At 34.1% G+C, this 17,301-nt stretch carries 18 protein-coding genes; 14 read left to right on the top strand and 4 right to left on the bottom strand.

Translation table 11 applies throughout. The features are described 5' to 3' along the window. Positions 1-107: 107 nt before the first annotated feature. The 6 genes from J2Z80_RS01400 (at position 108) to J2Z80_RS01375 (ending at position 4,309) form a co-directional block, all read left to right on the top strand. Complete coding sequence (locus J2Z80_RS01400; protein ID WP_209452765.1) at positions 108-392, top strand: HU family DNA-binding protein; 285 nt, start codon at positions 108-110, stop codon at positions 390-392. Continuing rightward, the gene (locus tag J2Z80_RS01395) at positions 382-747 is read left to right on the top strand and encodes a hypothetical protein (protein WP_209452764.1); all 366 of its coding nucleotides are present in this window, start codon (positions 382-384) and stop codon (positions 745-747) included. The genes J2Z80_RS01400 and J2Z80_RS01395 overlap by 11 nt, the downstream gene beginning before the upstream one ends. A 377-nt stretch (positions 748-1,124) precedes the next feature. Further along, positions 1,125-2,621 (top strand): TROVE domain-containing protein, encoded by a 1,497-nt coding sequence (locus tag J2Z80_RS01390; protein ID WP_209452763.1) that lies wholly within the window; start codon positions 1,125-1,127, stop codon positions 2,619-2,621. A gap of 345 nt (positions 2,622-2,966) precedes the next feature. Further along, the gene (locus J2Z80_RS01385; protein WP_209452762.1) at positions 2,967-3,254 is read left to right on the top strand and encodes a hypothetical protein; all 288 of its coding nucleotides are present in this window, start codon (positions 2,967-2,969) and stop codon (positions 3,252-3,254) included. Next, positions 3,238-3,771: a sigma-70 family RNA polymerase sigma factor gene (locus J2Z80_RS01380; protein WP_209452761.1), complete on the top strand. Its 534-nt coding sequence runs from the start codon at positions 3,238-3,240 to the stop codon at positions 3,769-3,771. The genes J2Z80_RS01385 and J2Z80_RS01380 overlap by 17 nt, the downstream gene beginning before the upstream one ends. A gap of 91 nt (positions 3,772-3,862) precedes the next feature. Continuing rightward, positions 3,863-4,309, top strand: coding sequence for a hypothetical protein (locus J2Z80_RS01375; RefSeq protein ID WP_209452760.1), 447 nt, complete (start codon positions 3,863-3,865; stop codon positions 4,307-4,309). Between the two features lie 72 nt (positions 4,310-4,381). Here the strand turns inward: J2Z80_RS01375 and J2Z80_RS01370 are convergent, their stop codons facing one another. The 4 genes from J2Z80_RS01370 to J2Z80_RS01355 form a co-directional block, all read right to left on the bottom strand. After that, complete coding sequence (locus J2Z80_RS01370) at positions 4,382-4,780, bottom strand: hypothetical protein (RefSeq protein ID WP_209452759.1); 399 nt, start codon at positions 4,778-4,780, stop codon at positions 4,382-4,384. Positions 4,781-4,906: 126 nt separating this feature from the next. Continuing rightward, the gene (locus J2Z80_RS01365) at positions 4,907-6,022 is read right to left on the bottom strand and encodes a homing endonuclease associated repeat-containing protein (protein WP_209452758.1); all 1,116 of its coding nucleotides are present in this window, start codon (positions 6,020-6,022) and stop codon (positions 4,907-4,909) included. Positions 6,023-6,025: 3 nt separating this feature from the next. Beyond that, complete coding sequence (locus J2Z80_RS01360) at positions 6,026-7,483, bottom strand: hypothetical protein (RefSeq protein WP_209452757.1); 1,458 nt, start codon at positions 7,481-7,483, stop codon at positions 6,026-6,028. A gap of 2 nt (positions 7,484-7,485) precedes the next feature. Further along, the gene (locus J2Z80_RS01355; RefSeq protein WP_209452756.1) at positions 7,486-8,130 is read right to left on the bottom strand and encodes a helix-turn-helix domain-containing protein; all 645 of its coding nucleotides are present in this window, start codon (positions 8,128-8,130) and stop codon (positions 7,486-7,488) included. Between the two features lie 150 nt (positions 8,131-8,280). Here J2Z80_RS01355 and J2Z80_RS01350 point away from each other — a divergent pair, with 150 nt between their 5' ends. The 8 genes from J2Z80_RS01350 to J2Z80_RS01315 all read left to right on the top strand — a co-directional run bounded on the left by J2Z80_RS01350 (position 8,281) and on the right by J2Z80_RS01315 (position 17,255). Continuing rightward, a complete protein-coding gene (locus J2Z80_RS01350; protein WP_209452755.1) occupies positions 8,281-10,281 on the top strand; it encodes a VirD4-like conjugal transfer protein, CD1115 family in 2,001 nt (666 codons plus the stop codon). Positions 10,282-10,368: 87 nt separating this feature from the next. Next, a complete protein-coding gene (locus J2Z80_RS01345) occupies positions 10,369-11,688 on the top strand; it encodes a DNA methyltransferase (RefSeq protein ID WP_209452754.1) in 1,320 nt (439 codons plus the stop codon). After that, on the top strand, positions 11,685-12,050 hold the full coding sequence (locus J2Z80_RS01340) for a hypothetical protein (RefSeq protein WP_209452753.1): 366 nt from the start codon (positions 11,685-11,687) through the stop codon (positions 12,048-12,050). The genes J2Z80_RS01345 and J2Z80_RS01340 overlap by 4 nt, the downstream gene beginning before the upstream one ends. A 59-nt stretch (positions 12,051-12,109) precedes the next feature. After that, complete coding sequence (locus J2Z80_RS01335) at positions 12,110-13,438, top strand: ParB/RepB/Spo0J family partition protein (protein ID WP_209452752.1); 1,329 nt, start codon at positions 12,110-12,112, stop codon at positions 13,436-13,438. A 90-nt stretch (positions 13,439-13,528) separates the two neighbouring features. Continuing rightward, positions 13,529-14,317: a 30S ribosomal protein S1 gene (locus tag J2Z80_RS01330; RefSeq protein WP_245301082.1), complete on the top strand. Its 789-nt coding sequence runs from the start codon at positions 13,529-13,531 to the stop codon at positions 14,315-14,317. Positions 14,318-15,225: 908 nt separating this feature from the next. Further along, positions 15,226-15,549 (top strand): STIV orfB116 family protein, encoded by a 324-nt coding sequence (locus J2Z80_RS01325; protein WP_209452751.1) that lies wholly within the window; start codon positions 15,226-15,228, stop codon positions 15,547-15,549. 45 nt (positions 15,550-15,594) lie between these two features. Further along, positions 15,595-15,894: a hypothetical protein gene (locus J2Z80_RS01320; RefSeq protein ID WP_209452750.1), complete on the top strand. Its 300-nt coding sequence runs from the start codon at positions 15,595-15,597 to the stop codon at positions 15,892-15,894. Positions 15,895-16,178: 284 nt separating this feature from the next. Then, positions 16,179-17,255: a sigma 54-interacting transcriptional regulator gene (locus tag J2Z80_RS01315; protein ID WP_209452749.1), complete on the top strand. Its 1,077-nt coding sequence runs from the start codon at positions 16,179-16,181 to the stop codon at positions 17,253-17,255. Positions 17,256-17,301 lie beyond the last annotated feature (46 nt).

Here is a 17,301-nt window from a genome sequence, read left to right as displayed (position 1 = left end):
AATCAAAAATAACAAAAATGTACTTTGCATGTACGTCAAAATACTTGCAAAAGGCTTAAACTCAAGTTATAATAAGGCAGAACCAAAAATTTCAAGGAGGCGTTTTTATGAACAAAAGCGAATTGGTTAGTAAAATAGCCGAAAAATCAGGCTTGACAAAAAAAGATTCAGAAAAGGCATTAGATGCTTTTGTAAAAAGCGTTATGGAAGCTTTGCAAAAGGGTGATAAAGTGCAGTTAGTAGGCTTTGGTACGTTTGAGGTGCATGACAGAGCAGAAAGAAAAGGCAGAAATCCTCAAACAGGTGAAGAAATAACAATACCAGCAACAAAAGCACCTGCATTTAAGGCAGGCGCAGAACTGAAAAAGGCGGTCAATAGTAATGGCAATTAAAAAATTTACAGTCAATACAAGAATTGACTATAAGACATTAACCAAACTACAAAATCAGTGCCGAGAAATGCACACAACACCATCATCTTTCTTAAGAGATTTGTTAGAGAAATCTGTTAATGGAAAAAATGTATGTACTGCTGAAGAAGTTTATAAAACTTATAACGAAACCGCAAGTATTTTTTATGACAGAAATAATATTTATGTAATAGGCAGTATATCTATCGACGAAGATATAATTAAAAACAAAATTAATGAGTATGTTAATCAACACAATTATGATGTTATTAATGTTATTTATACGGAAAATGCAAATGTTATAAATATTGAGAGAAAAAACGAGAAAAATAAATAAAATTAAATATAATATCAAATAATCAATTATAACAATGAATTATTGTTAAAAATCACATATTATGAGCGTATACAAAGTAAGCAATATGTGCTATGATAAACATGTAAGATAAAGATGAGGCGCAATGAGGGGTTACTTCGTACATTTTGGGTATTAGAAAGCACCTCTCAAAATCTTTCCTCATTTGTTACATATGTACGAGGCGTTAGGACGGGTTACTTCGCTTGTTAAGCCGGGAATCGCAGGTTCGAATCCTGCCCGCAGGAAATCCTGTGGTAGCCAAGAGGTAAGGCACCGTTATGTACCTGTCCGCTTCATTCCTCGTATTCCATGTAAAATAGAAATGCGCCTCCAAAGATAAAAAGGAGGTTATTTTTATGTCGAGAGCAAAAGAATTATTTTCAGTAAAAATGGCAGACACGACAAATAGAGAAGGTTATCCAGCTTATACTAGATCACTGGAAGAACAATATGTACAGACATTGCTCACAAACACTATCGGAAACACATTTTATGCCGATAGTGATACGTTGTTAAGTGAAGCTGATGCATTGCATGATCAGATGTTAGAAAGAAATCCGGAATTTGTTGCAAAGGCATTAGTCTTTGCACGTAATAAAGGATTAATGAGATTGCAGCCTATATTTGGACTTGCAAAGTTATCTTCTATATCAACAGAATTATTTGCAAAAATTTTTGACAATGTTGTGCTTATTCCTTCAGATCTGCAAGATTTCTTTACGATATTAGAAGGATTAGGAAGAGGACAGGGAGGACGTTCTATAAAGCGTCAAGTAACCAGATTTCTCAACAATATCTCCGAATACTGGGCTATCAAATACAATGGTCGTGGACGTGGATATAGCCTTGGAGATATTGTTAAAACAGTGCATCCGAAACCGATTAATGACAAACAGAAGGCTATATTTGCATATCTTGTCGGCAAGGAATATGACAAGACACAAGTGCCACAAATATCAGCTTATGAGACTTTAAAGAAAACAATAAATACAAGAGAACAGATTGCACTTATACAAGAAGGCAGACTTCCGCATGAGGTAGTAACAGGTGTTATAAAGCCAGATAAAGAAATTTGGAATGCTATTCTCCATCAAATGCCAATTTTTGCTTTGTTGAGAAACTTAAATACACTCGATAGGGCTGGTATACTTGATGAGAATAGAGACTATATAACATCTGTTTTAAATGATCCAGAAAGATTAAAAAAGTCTAAAATACTGCCATTTAGGTTTGTCACTGCCTTTCATCAGGTAGAAAAGGCATGGGTAAAGGACGTTTTAAGACAGGCTGTAGAGCTTACTTTTGATAACTTATCTGAAATTTCTGGAAAAACAGCAGTATTTTTGGATGTATCTGGATCTATGAAAGGAGATTATTTGCGTATTGGTTCAGTATTTGCACTTGCCTTATACAAAAAAACAAAAGGCAATGGCATATTCTGGACGTTTGATACACGTGTATATGATCCAAGCCCTTCTATGTACGATTCTATCCTTTCACAGGCCGAAAAGATAGAGGCTAGAGGCGGTACAGACACAGGTGCACCTGTTGAGAAGTTAAGGAAAGATAATGTCTGTGTAGATAACATAATAATTATCACAGACGAACAGCAAAACACCGGTTCACCATTCTACAATGAATTAGAAAAGTACCGTCGTTCAATCAATCCGAATACAAAAGCCTTTGTCATAGACATTGCACCATATCGTTCTTCAATGGTCCCGCCAACCGATAAAAACACTCATTATATCTACGGTTGGTCTGAAACAGTGCTTGAGTATATTGCAATGTCGATCAAAGGTTATGGTAGCATGATCGAAAATATCAATAAAATAGAAATAGGACAGGCATAATACCTGTCCATATTTTTTTTTAAAAAATGTATTGACACGAAGGAAAAATGTGCTAAAATAAAATTAAGTTAAGTTTTTTAGTCTACCTAGTAAGGGATTGAAACATTTTTAAAAAATAACTAAAAATCACAAAAGATATTTTTTTAGTCTACCTTTAGGTTTTTTAAAAACTTTTAGTCTACCTATAAGGGTGAAATAAGTCTTGCATATCCAAAAAGGGTATTGCAAGGCTTATTTCTTTTTTTGTAAATATGTTAATTATACCTGCTGATAGATTTTTATCAATAAAAAAGACTTACATTCCCTTGTTGGATTTGTAAGCCTTTTTTATTGGAGGTGATAACCTTGAATGATTTTTTCACCTATGCCACGTTAGGCACATTAGCAGGTACAATAACAGCAACGACGTTAATAGTACAATTTATCAAAGATTTAAAACCATTTAAGCAAATACCAACAAGACTTTTGGTCTTAATTGTATCATTTACAATCATTTTAATAACATCTTTAATAACAAAGCAATTTTCTATAAAAAACATTCCTTTGTACCTTATAAATTCACTGTTAGCAACAACATCAGCAATAGGAAGCTGGCATAGTATAACTGACATAAAAAATGGAAAACAGACTTAAAGACCTTTTCCAAAAAGCACAAGAAGGCAATAAAGATGCCTTGTTGATGCTAATAGAACAATTCATGCCACTTATAAACAAGTATAAAAGAAAACTAGACTGTGATGGATCTGAAACGGATCTGTTAATCAAATTTATTGAAATTGTAAAAAGCGAGAAAACAGTAAACCTAATGACCGACAAGCAATTAATCAAGTATATAGAAACATGCATAAGAAACGAATATATAAGACTATCAAAAAATCAAAGCAAAGTACAAAAAAGCGAATTGTTAATATTGGATGATGATATACCAGATAAGATGGATTTATATAATGAAATAAACATAAAAACAACGGTAATACAGGCATTAAATCAATTGACGTCGTTGCAGAGAGAAATAATAATACGAGCAATTATGAATAACGAAAAAGAAAAGGACATTGCAAGTGATTTAAACATTTCACAACAGGCAGTGAATAAAGCAAAAAACAAAGCTTTAGAAAAACTGAAAAATTTTTTTGATTGGAGGTTGTAAAATCGATATAAAAACACTCTTTAATATATAGAGGGATAAATCGGCCGATAATTTCCTTCTGAAAAAACTAATGAAAGTGAGGTGAAAAAATATGTATTGGACGAAAGAATATGCAGATACTTTGACAGTTAGTTTGCAAAATCTTAGAGATATGCAGAAAGCACAATATGATATGTGGAATGATGGATTTGAAGAACAAAACTTTTCTAAATTGTCAAGTGATTTAGGGTTAGTATCTACTATATTAGGTTTTGCTTTTGGAACACCAACTGTAGTGGCTGCCGTGGGTGCAATATCAGGATTGGTTAGTGCATTAGGATCTGGATTCAAAACTACAGAAGGTATTGTAAAAGAAGGAGAATGGGAATTAGAGGGACTTGTAAGTTGGATGACAGACCATCCACAATACGATTTAATAAAAGTAAAAATGTCATTTTTAGAATTCTATGGAGATTATAATATAAGATTTGTGGAACATACAAGTCCAGATTATATAACAGCCGTTCACACTAGTGGTGGGTGGATAATGTCTGCTTAAGTAAAATGTGGCGGAAGAGAAGTTTATTATTCCCTATCCGCCTATTTTTAATTATGATTTATTAAAAAATTATCATTTTAATAAATTGTTAATATCCGTGAAGTCAATTGGCTTATTCAAAATTCTATATTTTTTATATATAATTTTATTTGGTATCTTTAAGCCAATTTCAATAAAATTTTTGTTTAATATTGTTATTCTTAATGAATTATTAGTTTTTGAATTCTCAAAACTTATCATATATTTATTTGTGCTTTTTGGAATATCATTTTTTAAAGATTCTATAATTGTCAGTTGTTTCATATATGATAACAAATTATTGATTTTATTTTTATCTTTTATTGTCATAACTGAATTGTTATCATAAATATAAAGATAATTAAATTGTTCTCTTGATAAGTTATTAGAAGTTAATATCTCATTAACTGTTGTTGGTTTGTAATAAATAGTATATGTTATAAAAATAAACACAAAAAAAATAATTATATAAGATACTATTTTAATACGTTTCATATAATATCATTCCTTCCAATAAAATACTTTTAACAATATTATACAAAATAAAAAAGAAAAAAGTAAGCCAAATTAAGAAAAATTTTAAGTTCGGATAGAAAAATTAATAAATTTTTTAAGTTCTTCTAACGCATTTTTCCATGTTTTAAAATGTTTGATAATGGTCTTGTGTGAAGGCTTAAAATGTCCACTACTGTATTCATTAATGCTCGGCAAATGTCCAAAGTATTGATAAGCCTCGTTAAGTCCTTTAACACAATCATTTTTCGTATATTTGGTTCGGTCATTATAAGGTATATTTAAAGCTTTTTTAAATTTTGTAATACCTCCGTGTCTTTCTATTTGGGATTTTGTAACGCCATGTTCGACCATTAGGTTTATATTCACCGTGCCATAAGCTTCATAAATTTTTTTAGCAACGTCTAAAATTTCTTCATCAGAAAGATCTTTATGAGAAAAACCTTTATGTATTTCCAAATTAGGCTTAAAACCTGCCTGCTTTAAGGCATTGTTCCAAGAACCAAAAATTTTCACGTAAACAAATGATGAAGAATAAATACTGTTTTTTGCCAAACGATCTATTTCAAGTATAGAAGGAACATGACCTAATAGTCTGGCAATCTCTTTAAGTTCATCAATAAGCTGTTGTTCAGATATATTCTTGCGAAAAGAATATATAAAAATATATCCATGTTTCTTAAGCAAATTAGCAGCAGACATGCCAAAACGTTTTATATATGTAGTAGGACTAGGAAGTCCATACTTAGAAAATTCAGAACCTTTTGGTATACGTCCTAACTTTTTGCAAACTCCAACTAACATGTCCAACATTTCTTCATTTGATAATGACCTATAAGAAGCTCTAACAGGTACTTTTGCAGCCTTAAGTGTACTTGACCATGTACCCCAACGCTTTCTAAAAAGTTTCGAGTCACCGAATAGCTTGATAAATTCAGACTCAGAAGGTGACCGTCCATTGGCTTTATAAAAATCCTGAATCCAGCCTAATATGTCATTATCGGAATAAAAATGCCGATTAACAGGCAGACCAGCCTTAATCAAAGCATTATTAAAGCTGCCAAAATGTTTTCTATAAGGGCTTTCACTATATTTTTTTAAGTCTCTTTTTCTAGGAGTTCTGCCAAGTTCTGTATAAAGTTCTTTCAGATACTCAATAAGTTCTTCATCAGAATATTGCATAACCTACACATGCCTTTTAATTTCTTCTAATGCAAGTTCCTTGTTAAGTTTAGAAATATATCCGACTTTAATGTTTCTTTTACGTACTTCATTAATAACTTTATAATAAAGAGCATGACTTAAAAAGTTCGGGAAAAAGAATACAATGTCAATATTGTCTAAAACTTTTATATCAAAGTTTTCTGAATTAATAAAACTAAAATTTGGCAAACTTTTTTTAAGTTCTTTTTGCCATGTTTCTTGACCACCTGCTATAAGACCTTTAATAGATGAAAGATCAACTTCTTTTTCAGAATTAGAATAAACTTCCTTTGTTTCCAGTGAAAACATAAATTCACGCAGTGCATTAAGCTCTTTGTCCTTTTGATGTTCTTCATCAAGCTGCATTTTAAGATCCTTAATAGTTTTGTTGAGCATCTTGATTTCTTGCAAATATTTGTTTTCCAGTGATTTTTTGTAATCTGCAAGAGTTTGAGAAAGTTCACTGATTTTATTTTTCAGCATGTTATTTTCAGATTTAAGTTTTTCTATTTCCTCGTCACGTCTTTCCATTTCAAGAAACATAGTCTCCTGATTATGCTCAAAAAAATACGTTTTTACCTGTTTATAAGCCTTAAGCAAACACTTTATAGTTGTTCCTGACACAAAATGTTTAGTTGCACTTTCTACGTCTATGTTTTTAAAAACACTATAATACAGCGCAAGAATCTCGATAATATCCTTTTTACTGATGTCATTTTCAAAAAAAAGAGCATCCATGCTCAATTTTTCAGAATTAAACAAAAAAGATATAAAATCTATTTCACGTTTTACTATATCGACATCACTGTCAAACAGTTTTTCGTATGTAGATATTTTCCCTATTTCAGCAAAAATATGTTTTCTTAAATCAGCAGCATATTTTTTAATATTATCAGGCAATTTATCAAAGGAATATGAAGTTGGCTCTAGACCAAGATAATGCTTTTCACGCTGCAAGAGATTTTCTTCAAGAACCTTAAGCCCTTCATTTATGACGAATTTTTTATTGAAATTAATTGCAAGAAAATACAGAACAGCAAGTTCTGAATTAAAGATGTCAATATGCATGTTATCAATTTCTGAGTTTAAATTAACTATGTATTGCTCAATGTCAATATTATCATGTTTTTCAACATAAGAAAAAGCACGTGGCCATCCTTTTTTAAGAATTTGCAGGAACTTTTCGGCAAGATTAGTGTCTTTATTTGCACATAAAATTATACCAAGTGCTTTTTTGGCATAAACTTCACGATAAATATCACCTTCTTTCACGATAAGGTTATTATACCACTCTGATTCCTTTGCCTTCTTATAAAACCTGTATTTGTCCAATTCATATAGCATGTCAATGTCTTTTCTGATTGACCTTTTTATACTTAAAGCTTCAATCAGAAAAGGCAAAATATTAATTGTAATAGGCTCTTTTTCTGCTTGTTCCATAATTAATTTACCCTCCCAAATACACGTTTCATTCCATCACGTGTAACAAGCCAAGTTGAGCCTGATTTACGACACTCATAGGGCATAAAACGTCCTGAAATACAGGCTTTTCTGATAGTAGACACACCTATACCATAAAGTTCCGCTGCTTCAGCAACAGTTAACACACTGTCCAAAGCTTTTTTGCCTTCATCAGCGATAATTCCGCCTTCTTCATCATAAAATATACCTACAAAAGAAGCAAACGGAGAATTACGATTGTTTAATTTAAAAGCGTTGCAAATGGCTTCATCATCATAACGTCCTTCCCACTCAATTGCATCTTCGTCATCAGAAAAAATAATTTCCTCGCCTTCTATCTGTGCGTTATGCACTTCATCAGGCTTATCAAAAAACCAAAATTCAGGATCGTCCAATAAATAATCCTCTATAATATCATTTTCCTCAAAAAAGCACTGTCCATCATTAAAATACACAATATCAACAGGATCGCCGTACAAAAAAGCATGTACAATTGCATACATAGGCATATTACCAAATGCTTTAGCGTTCTTATATTCTTCATATTCGAATTTTGACAGTACACCTATTTCATTTTCAATTAAATAATCAGCAAGATTAAGATCAGGCATTTTAAGCTTAATCACAACAATCATCTCCTAATCACGAATTCGTTCTTATTTAAGTATATCATATCACGAATTCGTGAAATTAGCAATATAAAAATAACTTTTTTCAGGCTTAAATGCCTGCTTTTTTTTATGTATAAAAATTTTTTCAAAAAGGAGATGTTATTAATGGATTTAAAAAACAAAGTAACATTAGGCTTAATAGGTACTGTAATGTACTTATTAGTGAGCGTGTGGCTTTTAATGCCATTAGTTAAATTTTATCAACTAGCAATAAGTTTAAACCAAAATGTCAACTCAAAAGCAGATTTTTCGCCTATAAAGCAAATGTATCTAAATCCGCTTTTGGACTTTAAATCGCTGCAAGATCCAACTATGTTTAAGGGGTATCTTGTTGCGTTGATGTTATTGACTTTAGCGATAGTGTTTCTGATAGTCGCAGCGAAAAACAGTGCAATAAACGATGAAGGTGTAAAATACCTCAAAGACAATGGTACGCACGGTACGGCAAACTGGATGACAGAAGGAGAAGCAAAAAAAGTTCTAGGCATAGGCACAAATGAAGGCTTGATATTAGGCAAGATAAATGGCAGAACAGTAACACTTCCAAAAAAGACGTACTTCAATAGAAACGTAGCAGTATTCGGTGCACCTGGCAGTATGAAATCAAGGTCATACGTAAGGACTAATATATTGCAGCTTGCAAAAGAAGGACAAAGCATAATAGTAACTGATCCAAAAGGCGAACTGTTCAACGATATGGCACAATTCTTAAGAGACATGGGATATAACGTAAAAATATTCAATCTTGTAAGCATGATACACTCTGACAGGTGGAATCCAGTAGACGTGATACAGGACGATATAGACGCACAGACATTTGCAGAGGTAGTTATATCAAACACAAAGATAGCAGGTTCAAAATCAGGCGATCCATTCTGGGACAGGGCAGAGCAGAACCTTTTAAAGGCACTTGTATTGTACGTAGCAACGGAATATTCAGGACGTGAAAGAAACCTGGCAAGCGTCTATTCACTTCTGGCAAGTTCAGATCCAAAGCAAATAGACATGATCTTTAAAGGACTTCCTAACGGACATCCAGCAAAAATGCCATATAACATCTATGCACAGGCTAATGACACAGTCCGTACAGGCGTTGTAATAGGACTTGGAACAAGGCTTCAGGTGTTTCAGAACAGGCTTGTACAAAGGCTTACTGAAGAAAGTGACATAGACCTTGAATTACCCGGAAAAGATAAATGTGCATATTTCTGTGTATCCAGTGATATGGACTCAACATTCGACTTTTTAGCAGGACTTTTCTTCTCGTTTTTGTTCATAAAACTTATAAGGTACGCTGACATGAACGGAGGACATTGTGATCCTAACGTTTATTTCCTGCTTGATGAATTTCCTAATATAGGCGCAATACCAGACTTTACAAAAAAGATTAGTACAATGCGTTCAAGAGGCATACATTCAAGCGTAATATTCCAAAACATAGCACAATTAAAAAACAGATATCCTAATGATGCATGGCAGGAAATAATAGGCAACTGTGACACGAGACTGTTTTTAGGCTGTACAGATACGGCAACGGCAGAATTTGTGTCTGCCTTGTTAGGACAGGCAACAGTACAGTCACAGTCAATAAGGAAAAAAGCAGGCTTTGAAGGCATGTTTGACTTTGGAGACGTGTCAATAAGCACACAAAAACGTGCCTTATTAAATCCTGATGAAATCTTGAGACTTGAACCTATGAGTGCACTTTTAATACTGCGTGGTCAAAAACCGTTTAAGGTTGAGAAAATGGACTATACAAAACACCCGTTATCAAAACAGATAAAGCCTATTCCGATAAGTGAATACAATCCTGAATGGGTACAGCAGGAAGGCGGAGATTACAGTCCTGTATGGGACATTAGAGTTAAAGAAAGGCTTTTAAAGAGCAAAGAAAAGCCTGATAAAAAATCTAAAACAGAACCTGATATAAAACGTGAAAAGGAAACAGATCCTGAACAACTGACCTTCTATATTAGTAATGAACCTATTGCAAAAGAGGTAAAAGAACCTGACGAGATCGTAAAAGAAACAAATATAGAGCCTGAAACGAACCATGAGACAGAACCTAAACAAAAACCTAAAAGAAAAAAGAAAAGCGTGTGGTAGGTATGCGCATACCTTAAACTGTGCATAAGCGGGCGTTAAGCCTGCTTTTTTTATGTGCAAAAAAAATTCAGAAAGGAGTTTTGATTTATGGAATTAACGATTTTGGATGAAATCAAAAATCAATTATTTCCTCTGCAAAAGGAAGAAATGGAACTATTGGAAGAAAGTATTTTAAAAGAAGGCATAAGAGAACCGCTTATTGTTTGGAATAATAATGGCAAACAAATATTAGTAGACGGACACAACAGGTACGAAATTGCACGTAAACATAATTTAAGTTTTACGACCATAACAAAGGAATTTGCCGACATAGACGAAGCAATTGACTGGATAAACAAAAACCAATTGGGCAGACGCAATTTGACAGATGAACAGCGAAAATACTTAATAGGCAAGATTTATAACCAACAAAAGAAAAAACATGGAGGAAACAGAGGAAATCAATATGCTGGAAAAATTTCGGAAGTGGCAAAGTGCAACTTTTGCACTTTGCCAAATACAGAAAATACCAAAAAAGAAACGGCTGAAAAACTTTCTGATACAACAAAATATTCGCCAAGAACCATAAAAAACTGTGGCGATTTTGCAGAAGCAGTCGAAAAAGTCAAAGAAATTTCTCCTGTTGCAGCGCAAAAAATATTGCAAGGAGAAATAAAAGATGCTATTACAGCCTTACCTCAAATAACAAGAAAGGAGCCTGAAAAACTACCTGAAGTTGTTAAAAAAATAGAACAAGGAAGTCAAAAAGTTAAAGAAGCGGTTAAAGAAATACGCAAAGAAGAAGAAATTAAAAAAGCAGAAATTGTAACACTTCCTCCAGTGATTGATATAAGGCATGGTGATTTTCGAGAAGTCCTAAAAGACATTAAAGAGGTAGATGCGATAATAACAGATCCGCCATATCCAGCAGAATATCTTTATCTTTGGGAAGATTTAGGCAAATTCGCCAAAGAAAAACTTAAAGAAGGCGGTTATCTTGTGGCGTATACAGGACAATATCACCTGCTTGAGGTTTTATCAATGCTTTCTAAAAGTATAGATTATGTATGGACGTTTTGCCTGTATCATGAAGGTCAGACACAGATAGTTAATGGCATAAATGTTATGTGCAGATGGAAGCCTGTTTTGATATTTCAGAAAGGCAAAACAAAGTTCACAAGAACAATTCAGGATTATATTGTGTCAGAACAAAGAGAAAAAGACGGACATGACTGGCAGCAAAGTATGTCAGGTGTAAAGAAATTTATAGAACTTTTTACAGACGTGAGTGACACTGTATGTGATCCGTTCACTGGCAGTGGAACAACAGCAGAAGCCTGCAAGCAGTTAAAAAGGAAATTTGTTGGCGCAGAGATAGACGAAGAAACGTATAAAATAGCAGTAGGACGTGTAGGTGTAAACATATGACACGCCCTGAAATAACACATAAGAGAGATCTCACTTTTAGTAGCTGGATTCGTGAAAATCTACCTGACAGCAAAACAGGTTTTTGGGTGTCTGACATAGACTTTATTTTTTTCAACGGCAAGAAACGGACACTAATGCTTTTGGAGGTTAAACAACATAACAGCAATTTGCGTCCATTCCAAAACAAACTATTTGCTTTTCTAGACAAAGTTATTCAGAAAGGCATACCAAAAAGTTTCACATATTTAGGCTTTTGTACGTTAAAATTCCAGAATACTTGTTGGCAAGACGGCAAAGTTTGGCTAAACGGAAAAGAAATAGACGAAAAAGAATTTGTGGACTTTATTTATAAGTATTTTTAAGCAGGCATTAAGCCTGCTTTTTTTATGCCTGAAAAAATCTTAAGAAAGGAGTTTTTGATATGGAAGATAAACTTAATAGAATAACAGAAATGTTGGACGTTAATTTACTTAAACCGCACCCATTAAATAAAATCTATTTTGATGACATAGAAGGACAGGCATGGCTGGACTTTTTAGAAAGCGTAGAAACAAGTGGAATAATAGAACCACTTATTGTTACTAAAAATTATGTACCTGAACCTCTTAAAGAAAATGAAACAGACAAAAACGTAGAAATAACAGAACTGACTGAAGAAGAATTAAAAAACTGCTATGTGGTTGTAGCAGGACACCAGAGACTACGTGCAGCAAAAGAATTAGGTTTACCAAAAGTGCCATGCGAAGTGCATGAGTACGTAGATAAAGACGGTATTAGTGCAAATGATTGGATTTTAAAAGAACTGATTGAGACAAATTTAAGACAGCGTGGTATAGGCAATACTAATCCTATGAAATCAGCAAGATGTCTATTAAAGCTATATGAAATATATGGAATTAGGAAAGGTGGATATAGAGGTGATTTACAAAATTTAGGAGGTCAAAGCGACATAATGTCGCAATCATTACCTAAAAAATACCAAAAATATTTAGCTGATATTTTGGGAATTTCAGTAAGACAACTACAACGCTTATATAAGCTTAACGATCTAATACCAGAACTCCAACAGCTTGTAGAAGAAAAAAAGCTAACAACAACAGAAGCGATGCAGCTTGCATTGCTCGATGAGGAAGTACAAAGCAAACTCTATCATGCTCTCGGAGACGATATAAACAAAATGACAGCAGAACAAATAAGAGAAATAAAAGAAGAAGCTGAAAGAGACCAACAGTCACTTCTATCAAAAATAAACGAACTTGAAAAAGCATATAAAGCAAAAGAACTGGAATTAAAAAACAAGGAAAATGAAATAAGCCAGAAAGAAAATTTAATTAAGCAATATGAAGCAGCAATAGAGCTTAATAAAAAGCGTTTAAAAGAACTTGAAAATAGAACTGTTGAAAAAGTTGAAGTAGTGCCTGACAGCATAAAGCAGGAACTGGAAAGACTTAAAAAGGCACAAATCGAGTCTGAAGAAAGATTTAAAGAAACTTACAATGAACTTTTAAGTTTAAGGCGTGAATATGAAAAACTCAAAAACAGCAAGATTGAAATCAAAGATGACAGAAAAATAAAAGATGCTATAAAGCTTCTTGATGAAGTTCATTTAAAACTTATGGAGATTTATCCTGAAGATATAAAGAAGTGTAATCCTGAAACTTTAGAGAACTTTAAAATAGTCCTTTCAAACTTAAATGAAACTATAGAAACAATATTGGACCGCGAAATGAGTGAAACTATTAACAACTAAGGTATGCGCATACCTTTTTCTGTGGATAAGACAGGTTTAACGCCTGTCTTTTTTTTATGTCCAAAAAAATTTTGTAAAGGAGAGATGAACATGATAGACGAAAGATGGCAAGACATTTATGCATCAAGACAGACAAACAAAATCTTGACAGGAGAGTTAAGCGCAATTGAAAAAGTAAAAATAGGAGGTGATGAAGCAAAAGAATGTGCGGTAGTTTTCTACAATGGTGCAAAGGTATTGATTCCATTTGAAGAGATGGGACTGCCGAGAGAAGATGTCACAATAGTACGTTCAATGATAGGTGCAGAGATAGACTTTGTTGTACGTGGCATTGACACTGACAGAGAAATAGCAGTAGGCTCAAGAAAATTCGCAATGGCATTAAGAAGGAAACTCGAATTACCAAAACACAATGTAGGCGACATTATACAAATAAGAATTGACGCTGTTGGAAAAAACAGTGTAATAGCTGAAGCTTATGGCATTGAAACAAGAATACCAAAAGAAGATATAGACTATGGTTATATAGACAACATTAACGATCTCTTGCAAGTGGGTGATAAGGTTCAGGCAAAAATAACAGAATTAGACATTGAACAAGGCATAATAAAAGTCTCAATAAAAGAGACAAAGCCTAATCCATTCTTAACAGTAGGCACAAAATACGTAAAAGGAGGTGAATATTTAGGTACAGTAAAAGGCGTAAAAAGATATGGCTATTTTGTAAATCTTGAACAAGGTATAGACGTTTTATGCCCCAACACGTATTGGAAAGATGTGCCTAAACGTGGTGACAAAGTGACAGTACGCATAACGTACATTAACAAAAATAAACAGTATGTAAGCGGAATACTGAAGAGAATTATTAGAAAAGCTTAATCGCAGGCGTGGAGCCTGCTTTTTTTCACAAAACGTATTGAGAATAATTATCAGTTGTCTTTGTTTTAAAAAACTATTGATTTTTAACAATTTTGTGCATATACTAAATTAGAAAATCTAATGTTGAGATCAGCATAAAAAAGTAGGTATCTTTTCCAGCAAGGTTGTCTATTACTGTACCGTTCATTTACAGTAATAGACATAAAAGAAAGCCTAAGAACGGTTGCTGATCAGACATTAGCGGTGGCTCAATCGCACCGATAAAACGGAGCTTTAAGTGCATTGCAGAAACACAGGTGCAAATCCTGTACGTGCAATTCCTGTTCAGGGAAAAGATATGAACTGAAATGTTCATATCAATGCAGGTTAGGTCAGTAAAGGAGACCGCTGCATTTGCACTTAATATAAAGGTGAAATGGCACTTCACCAGTGCAAGTTTGTTGGTTTCTTGCAAGCCCAACGTTTCGGTCTAATCGTCATGGCAACTGAGAAACGTGGCACCAATACCAACTGGGTAGAAAGGCAGGGAAATCGGGTTAGGACGATCCTGCTACCGAGAAAGCACTCCTGACAAAGCTCTGGACAGTGCCAGTAATGAGAAGGAGCATCCAGAGGACTTTTTCGGGACAAGGCTAACCGAAAAAGGGAAAGGCTCCCACGTGAGGAAGGCGGATTTGCATCATTCCGTTAGCGAACAGCCTAACGGTCAGAATGGCAGACGTATCGTCCTATACGTTAAACTGTCTACCTGATGAGTACTTAACGGTGTCAGTGTGACACTGTATGGGCATGTCAACAGCGTGATGCACTGTTGGCGGAAAGGCTTTTGCAAGGTGTGAAAAACTTTGTAAAAGTCTTTTTTTTATTGTTTCATCCCCACTGCAAAAAAATTAAAAGGAGGAGTTTTTATGTCAGTAATTTTGTCAAATGCTTTTTCTCTGCAAATGTTAGATTTGCAGAGAACATCTAACGTCGAGGTTGAGCCTTTGACGTTAGATGAGGTTCGTCAAATTTTAAAAGAAGGTTTTGTCAGCGCAGTTGGACATCAAGACACAGCAGCAGTCCTTTCGGATATACTTGGTCTTGACGTTCCATGTAACCGCATAAATGTTCATCTTACACCAGATGACGTTCTTGTGGTTGCGCAGCTTGTCGGCGGAAGGCTGCCTGAAGGCAGTACAAAGCTGCCTGACGGTTTTTCTTTCCAGTTTGTGAAGGTTAGAGTTTTGTAAGGCACAGCCGATGTGCCTCATTTAAAAATTAAAGGAGAATAAAGAATGTTTAATGAAATCGAAGAAATCAATCAAGAAAAACTTACTAATCATTTAAACAAAAAAGTAAAAAAATCAAAACAAAGAAAACAAAAACTTGCAAGTAAATACAAACACTTGCAAGTAAAAGCTCCATGGTGGATAAAAAGTATGAAGCCATGGAAAAGGAACTACATTAATTCTGGCAAATACAGATTTTATGCCAGAAGAAAAGCTCGCAGATGGTACAATAATATAAATAAGGCAGATAAAATCAATAATACGTCATATAAAAAAATCTACGACGTGTGGTGGACAATATTTTAAAAGGAGGAGTATTATGATAAGGACGTATATTATATGCAGTTGCGGTAAAAAATTTATTAATAGTTCAGAATCTGGATATGCTTTTGCAATTGTTAATCACAGAATAAAACAATTATTTTATAATTTTATAGCTCAAATTCATTTTTTACTATATAAACATAAAAAATTTCAAACATACGAAACTTTTAAATAATCTTTTAAGAAAAATTTCAAAAACCGTTAAAAAACAAGGCTAACAAAAGCCTTTTTTATTTTTTAAAAAAATTTAAAGGAGGATTTTTTTTATGAAAAATCAAGTAGAAGCATTGTCAATCGCAGTACAGGCAGGTGTTCCAGTACTATTATGGGGTTCACCAGGAACAGGCAAAACTAGTGCTATAACAGCTTTAGGTGAACAATTAGGTTTATTAACGGAAGTCGTTATAGCGTCAATCAGAGAGCCTGCTGATTTTTCAGGATTGCCTATTGTCGTTGATGGCAGCGTAAAAATGGCACCTCCTGCATGGGCGAAAAAATTAGCAGAAGCAGGAAAAGGACTATTGTTTTTGGATGAAATTTCAACGGCACCTCCAGCAGTTCAGGCTGCACTTTTAAGAGTTGTCCTTGACAAGACTGTTGGAGATTTAAAATTGCCTGACGATGTTTCAATTGTGGCAGCAGCGAATCCACCAGAAGAAGCAGCAGGCGGTTGGGATTTAACACCACCACTTGCTAACAGGTTTTGCCACATTGACTGGAACATAAACGCAGAAGCTTGGATAGAAGGCTTTACAAACGGCTTTGAAACAAACAAAGTCAAAAAGTTTCCAAAAGATTGGCAAAAAACATTAAGACAGAATAAAAGCCTTATTTCAAGCTTCATACATTTGCGCCCACATCTACTTTTGCAAGTTCCAAAAGAAGAAGTACGTGCATGGGCAAGTCCACGTTCGTGGGAAATGGCAGCGTACTTAATGACAGCGTGTGACTCGGTTAATGCTGATGATGACGTTAAAAATACGCTTGTCATTGGCTGTGTTGGTGAAGGAACAGGCATAGAGTTTTTGTCATGGCTGAAAGACCTTGACCTGCCTGATCCTGAAGATTTGCTAAAAAATCCTAATAATTTTAAGCTTCCAACACGTGGCGACAAAGCTTATGCAGTGCTTTCATCAGTTGCAACAGCAGCCGTAGAAAACCTGACAAAAGAACGTTGGATGGCTGCTTGGGACATCTTTGCAAACGCAGCAAAGCAAGGCGGAAAGGACGTAGCTGCTGCAAGTGTAAGAACATTAGCACAAGCACGTAAGTCGAATTTACCGCTGCCAACCAAACAAATACAGGAATTTATACCACTATTAAAAGAATCTGGATTGCTATAAGGCAGACATAAGTTCTGCCTTACTTTTTTTAAAAATAAAAAAAAAG

It is taken from the genome of Thermoanaerobacterium butyriciformans, from assembly GCF_017874545.1.
Lineage (GTDB): Bacteria > Bacillota > Thermoanaerobacteria > Thermoanaerobacterales > Thermoanaerobacteraceae > Thermoanaerobacterium > Thermoanaerobacterium butyriciformans.
This window is presented reverse-complemented; position numbering and strand designations above follow the sequence as displayed.

Excerpts from the sequence above, each read along its gene's own strand:
- J2Z80_RS01400 (WP_209452765.1), top strand. The coding sequence starts at position 108 with ATGAACAAAAGCGAATTGGTTAGTAAAATAGCCGAAAAATCAGGCTTG.
- J2Z80_RS01395 (WP_209452764.1), top strand. The coding sequence starts at position 382 with ATGGCAATTAAAAAATTTACAGTCAATACAAGAATTGACTATAAGACA.
- J2Z80_RS01390 (WP_209452763.1), top strand. The coding sequence starts at position 1,125 with ATGTCGAGAGCAAAAGAATTATTTTCAGTAAAAATGGCAGACACGACA.
- J2Z80_RS01380 (WP_209452761.1), top strand. The coding sequence starts at position 3,238 with ATGGAAAACAGACTTAAAGACCTTTTCCAAAAAGCACAAGAAGGCAAT.
- J2Z80_RS01375 (WP_209452760.1), top strand. The coding sequence starts at position 3,863 with ATGTATTGGACGAAAGAATATGCAGATACTTTGACAGTTAGTTTGCAA.
- J2Z80_RS01365 (WP_209452758.1), bottom strand. The coding sequence starts at position 6,022 with ATGCAATATTCTGATGAAGAACTTATTGAGTATCTGAAAGAACTTTAT.
- J2Z80_RS01360 (WP_209452757.1), bottom strand. The coding sequence starts at position 7,483 with ATGGAACAAGCAGAAAAAGAGCCTATTACAATTAATATTTTGCCTTTT.
- J2Z80_RS01350 (WP_209452755.1), top strand. The coding sequence starts at position 8,281 with ATGGATTTAAAAAACAAAGTAACATTAGGCTTAATAGGTACTGTAATG.
- J2Z80_RS01345 (WP_209452754.1), top strand. The coding sequence starts at position 10,369 with ATGGAATTAACGATTTTGGATGAAATCAAAAATCAATTATTTCCTCTG.
- J2Z80_RS01340 (WP_209452753.1), top strand. The coding sequence starts at position 11,685 with ATGACACGCCCTGAAATAACACATAAGAGAGATCTCACTTTTAGTAGC.
- J2Z80_RS01335 (WP_209452752.1), top strand. The coding sequence starts at position 12,110 with ATGGAAGATAAACTTAATAGAATAACAGAAATGTTGGACGTTAATTTA.
- J2Z80_RS01330 (WP_245301082.1), top strand. The coding sequence starts at position 13,529 with ATGATAGACGAAAGATGGCAAGACATTTATGCATCAAGACAGACAAAC.
- J2Z80_RS01325 (WP_209452751.1), top strand. The coding sequence starts at position 15,226 with ATGTCAGTAATTTTGTCAAATGCTTTTTCTCTGCAAATGTTAGATTTG.
- J2Z80_RS01320 (WP_209452750.1), top strand. The coding sequence starts at position 15,595 with ATGTTTAATGAAATCGAAGAAATCAATCAAGAAAAACTTACTAATCAT.
- J2Z80_RS01315 (WP_209452749.1), top strand. The coding sequence starts at position 16,179 with ATGAAAAATCAAGTAGAAGCATTGTCAATCGCAGTACAGGCAGGTGTT.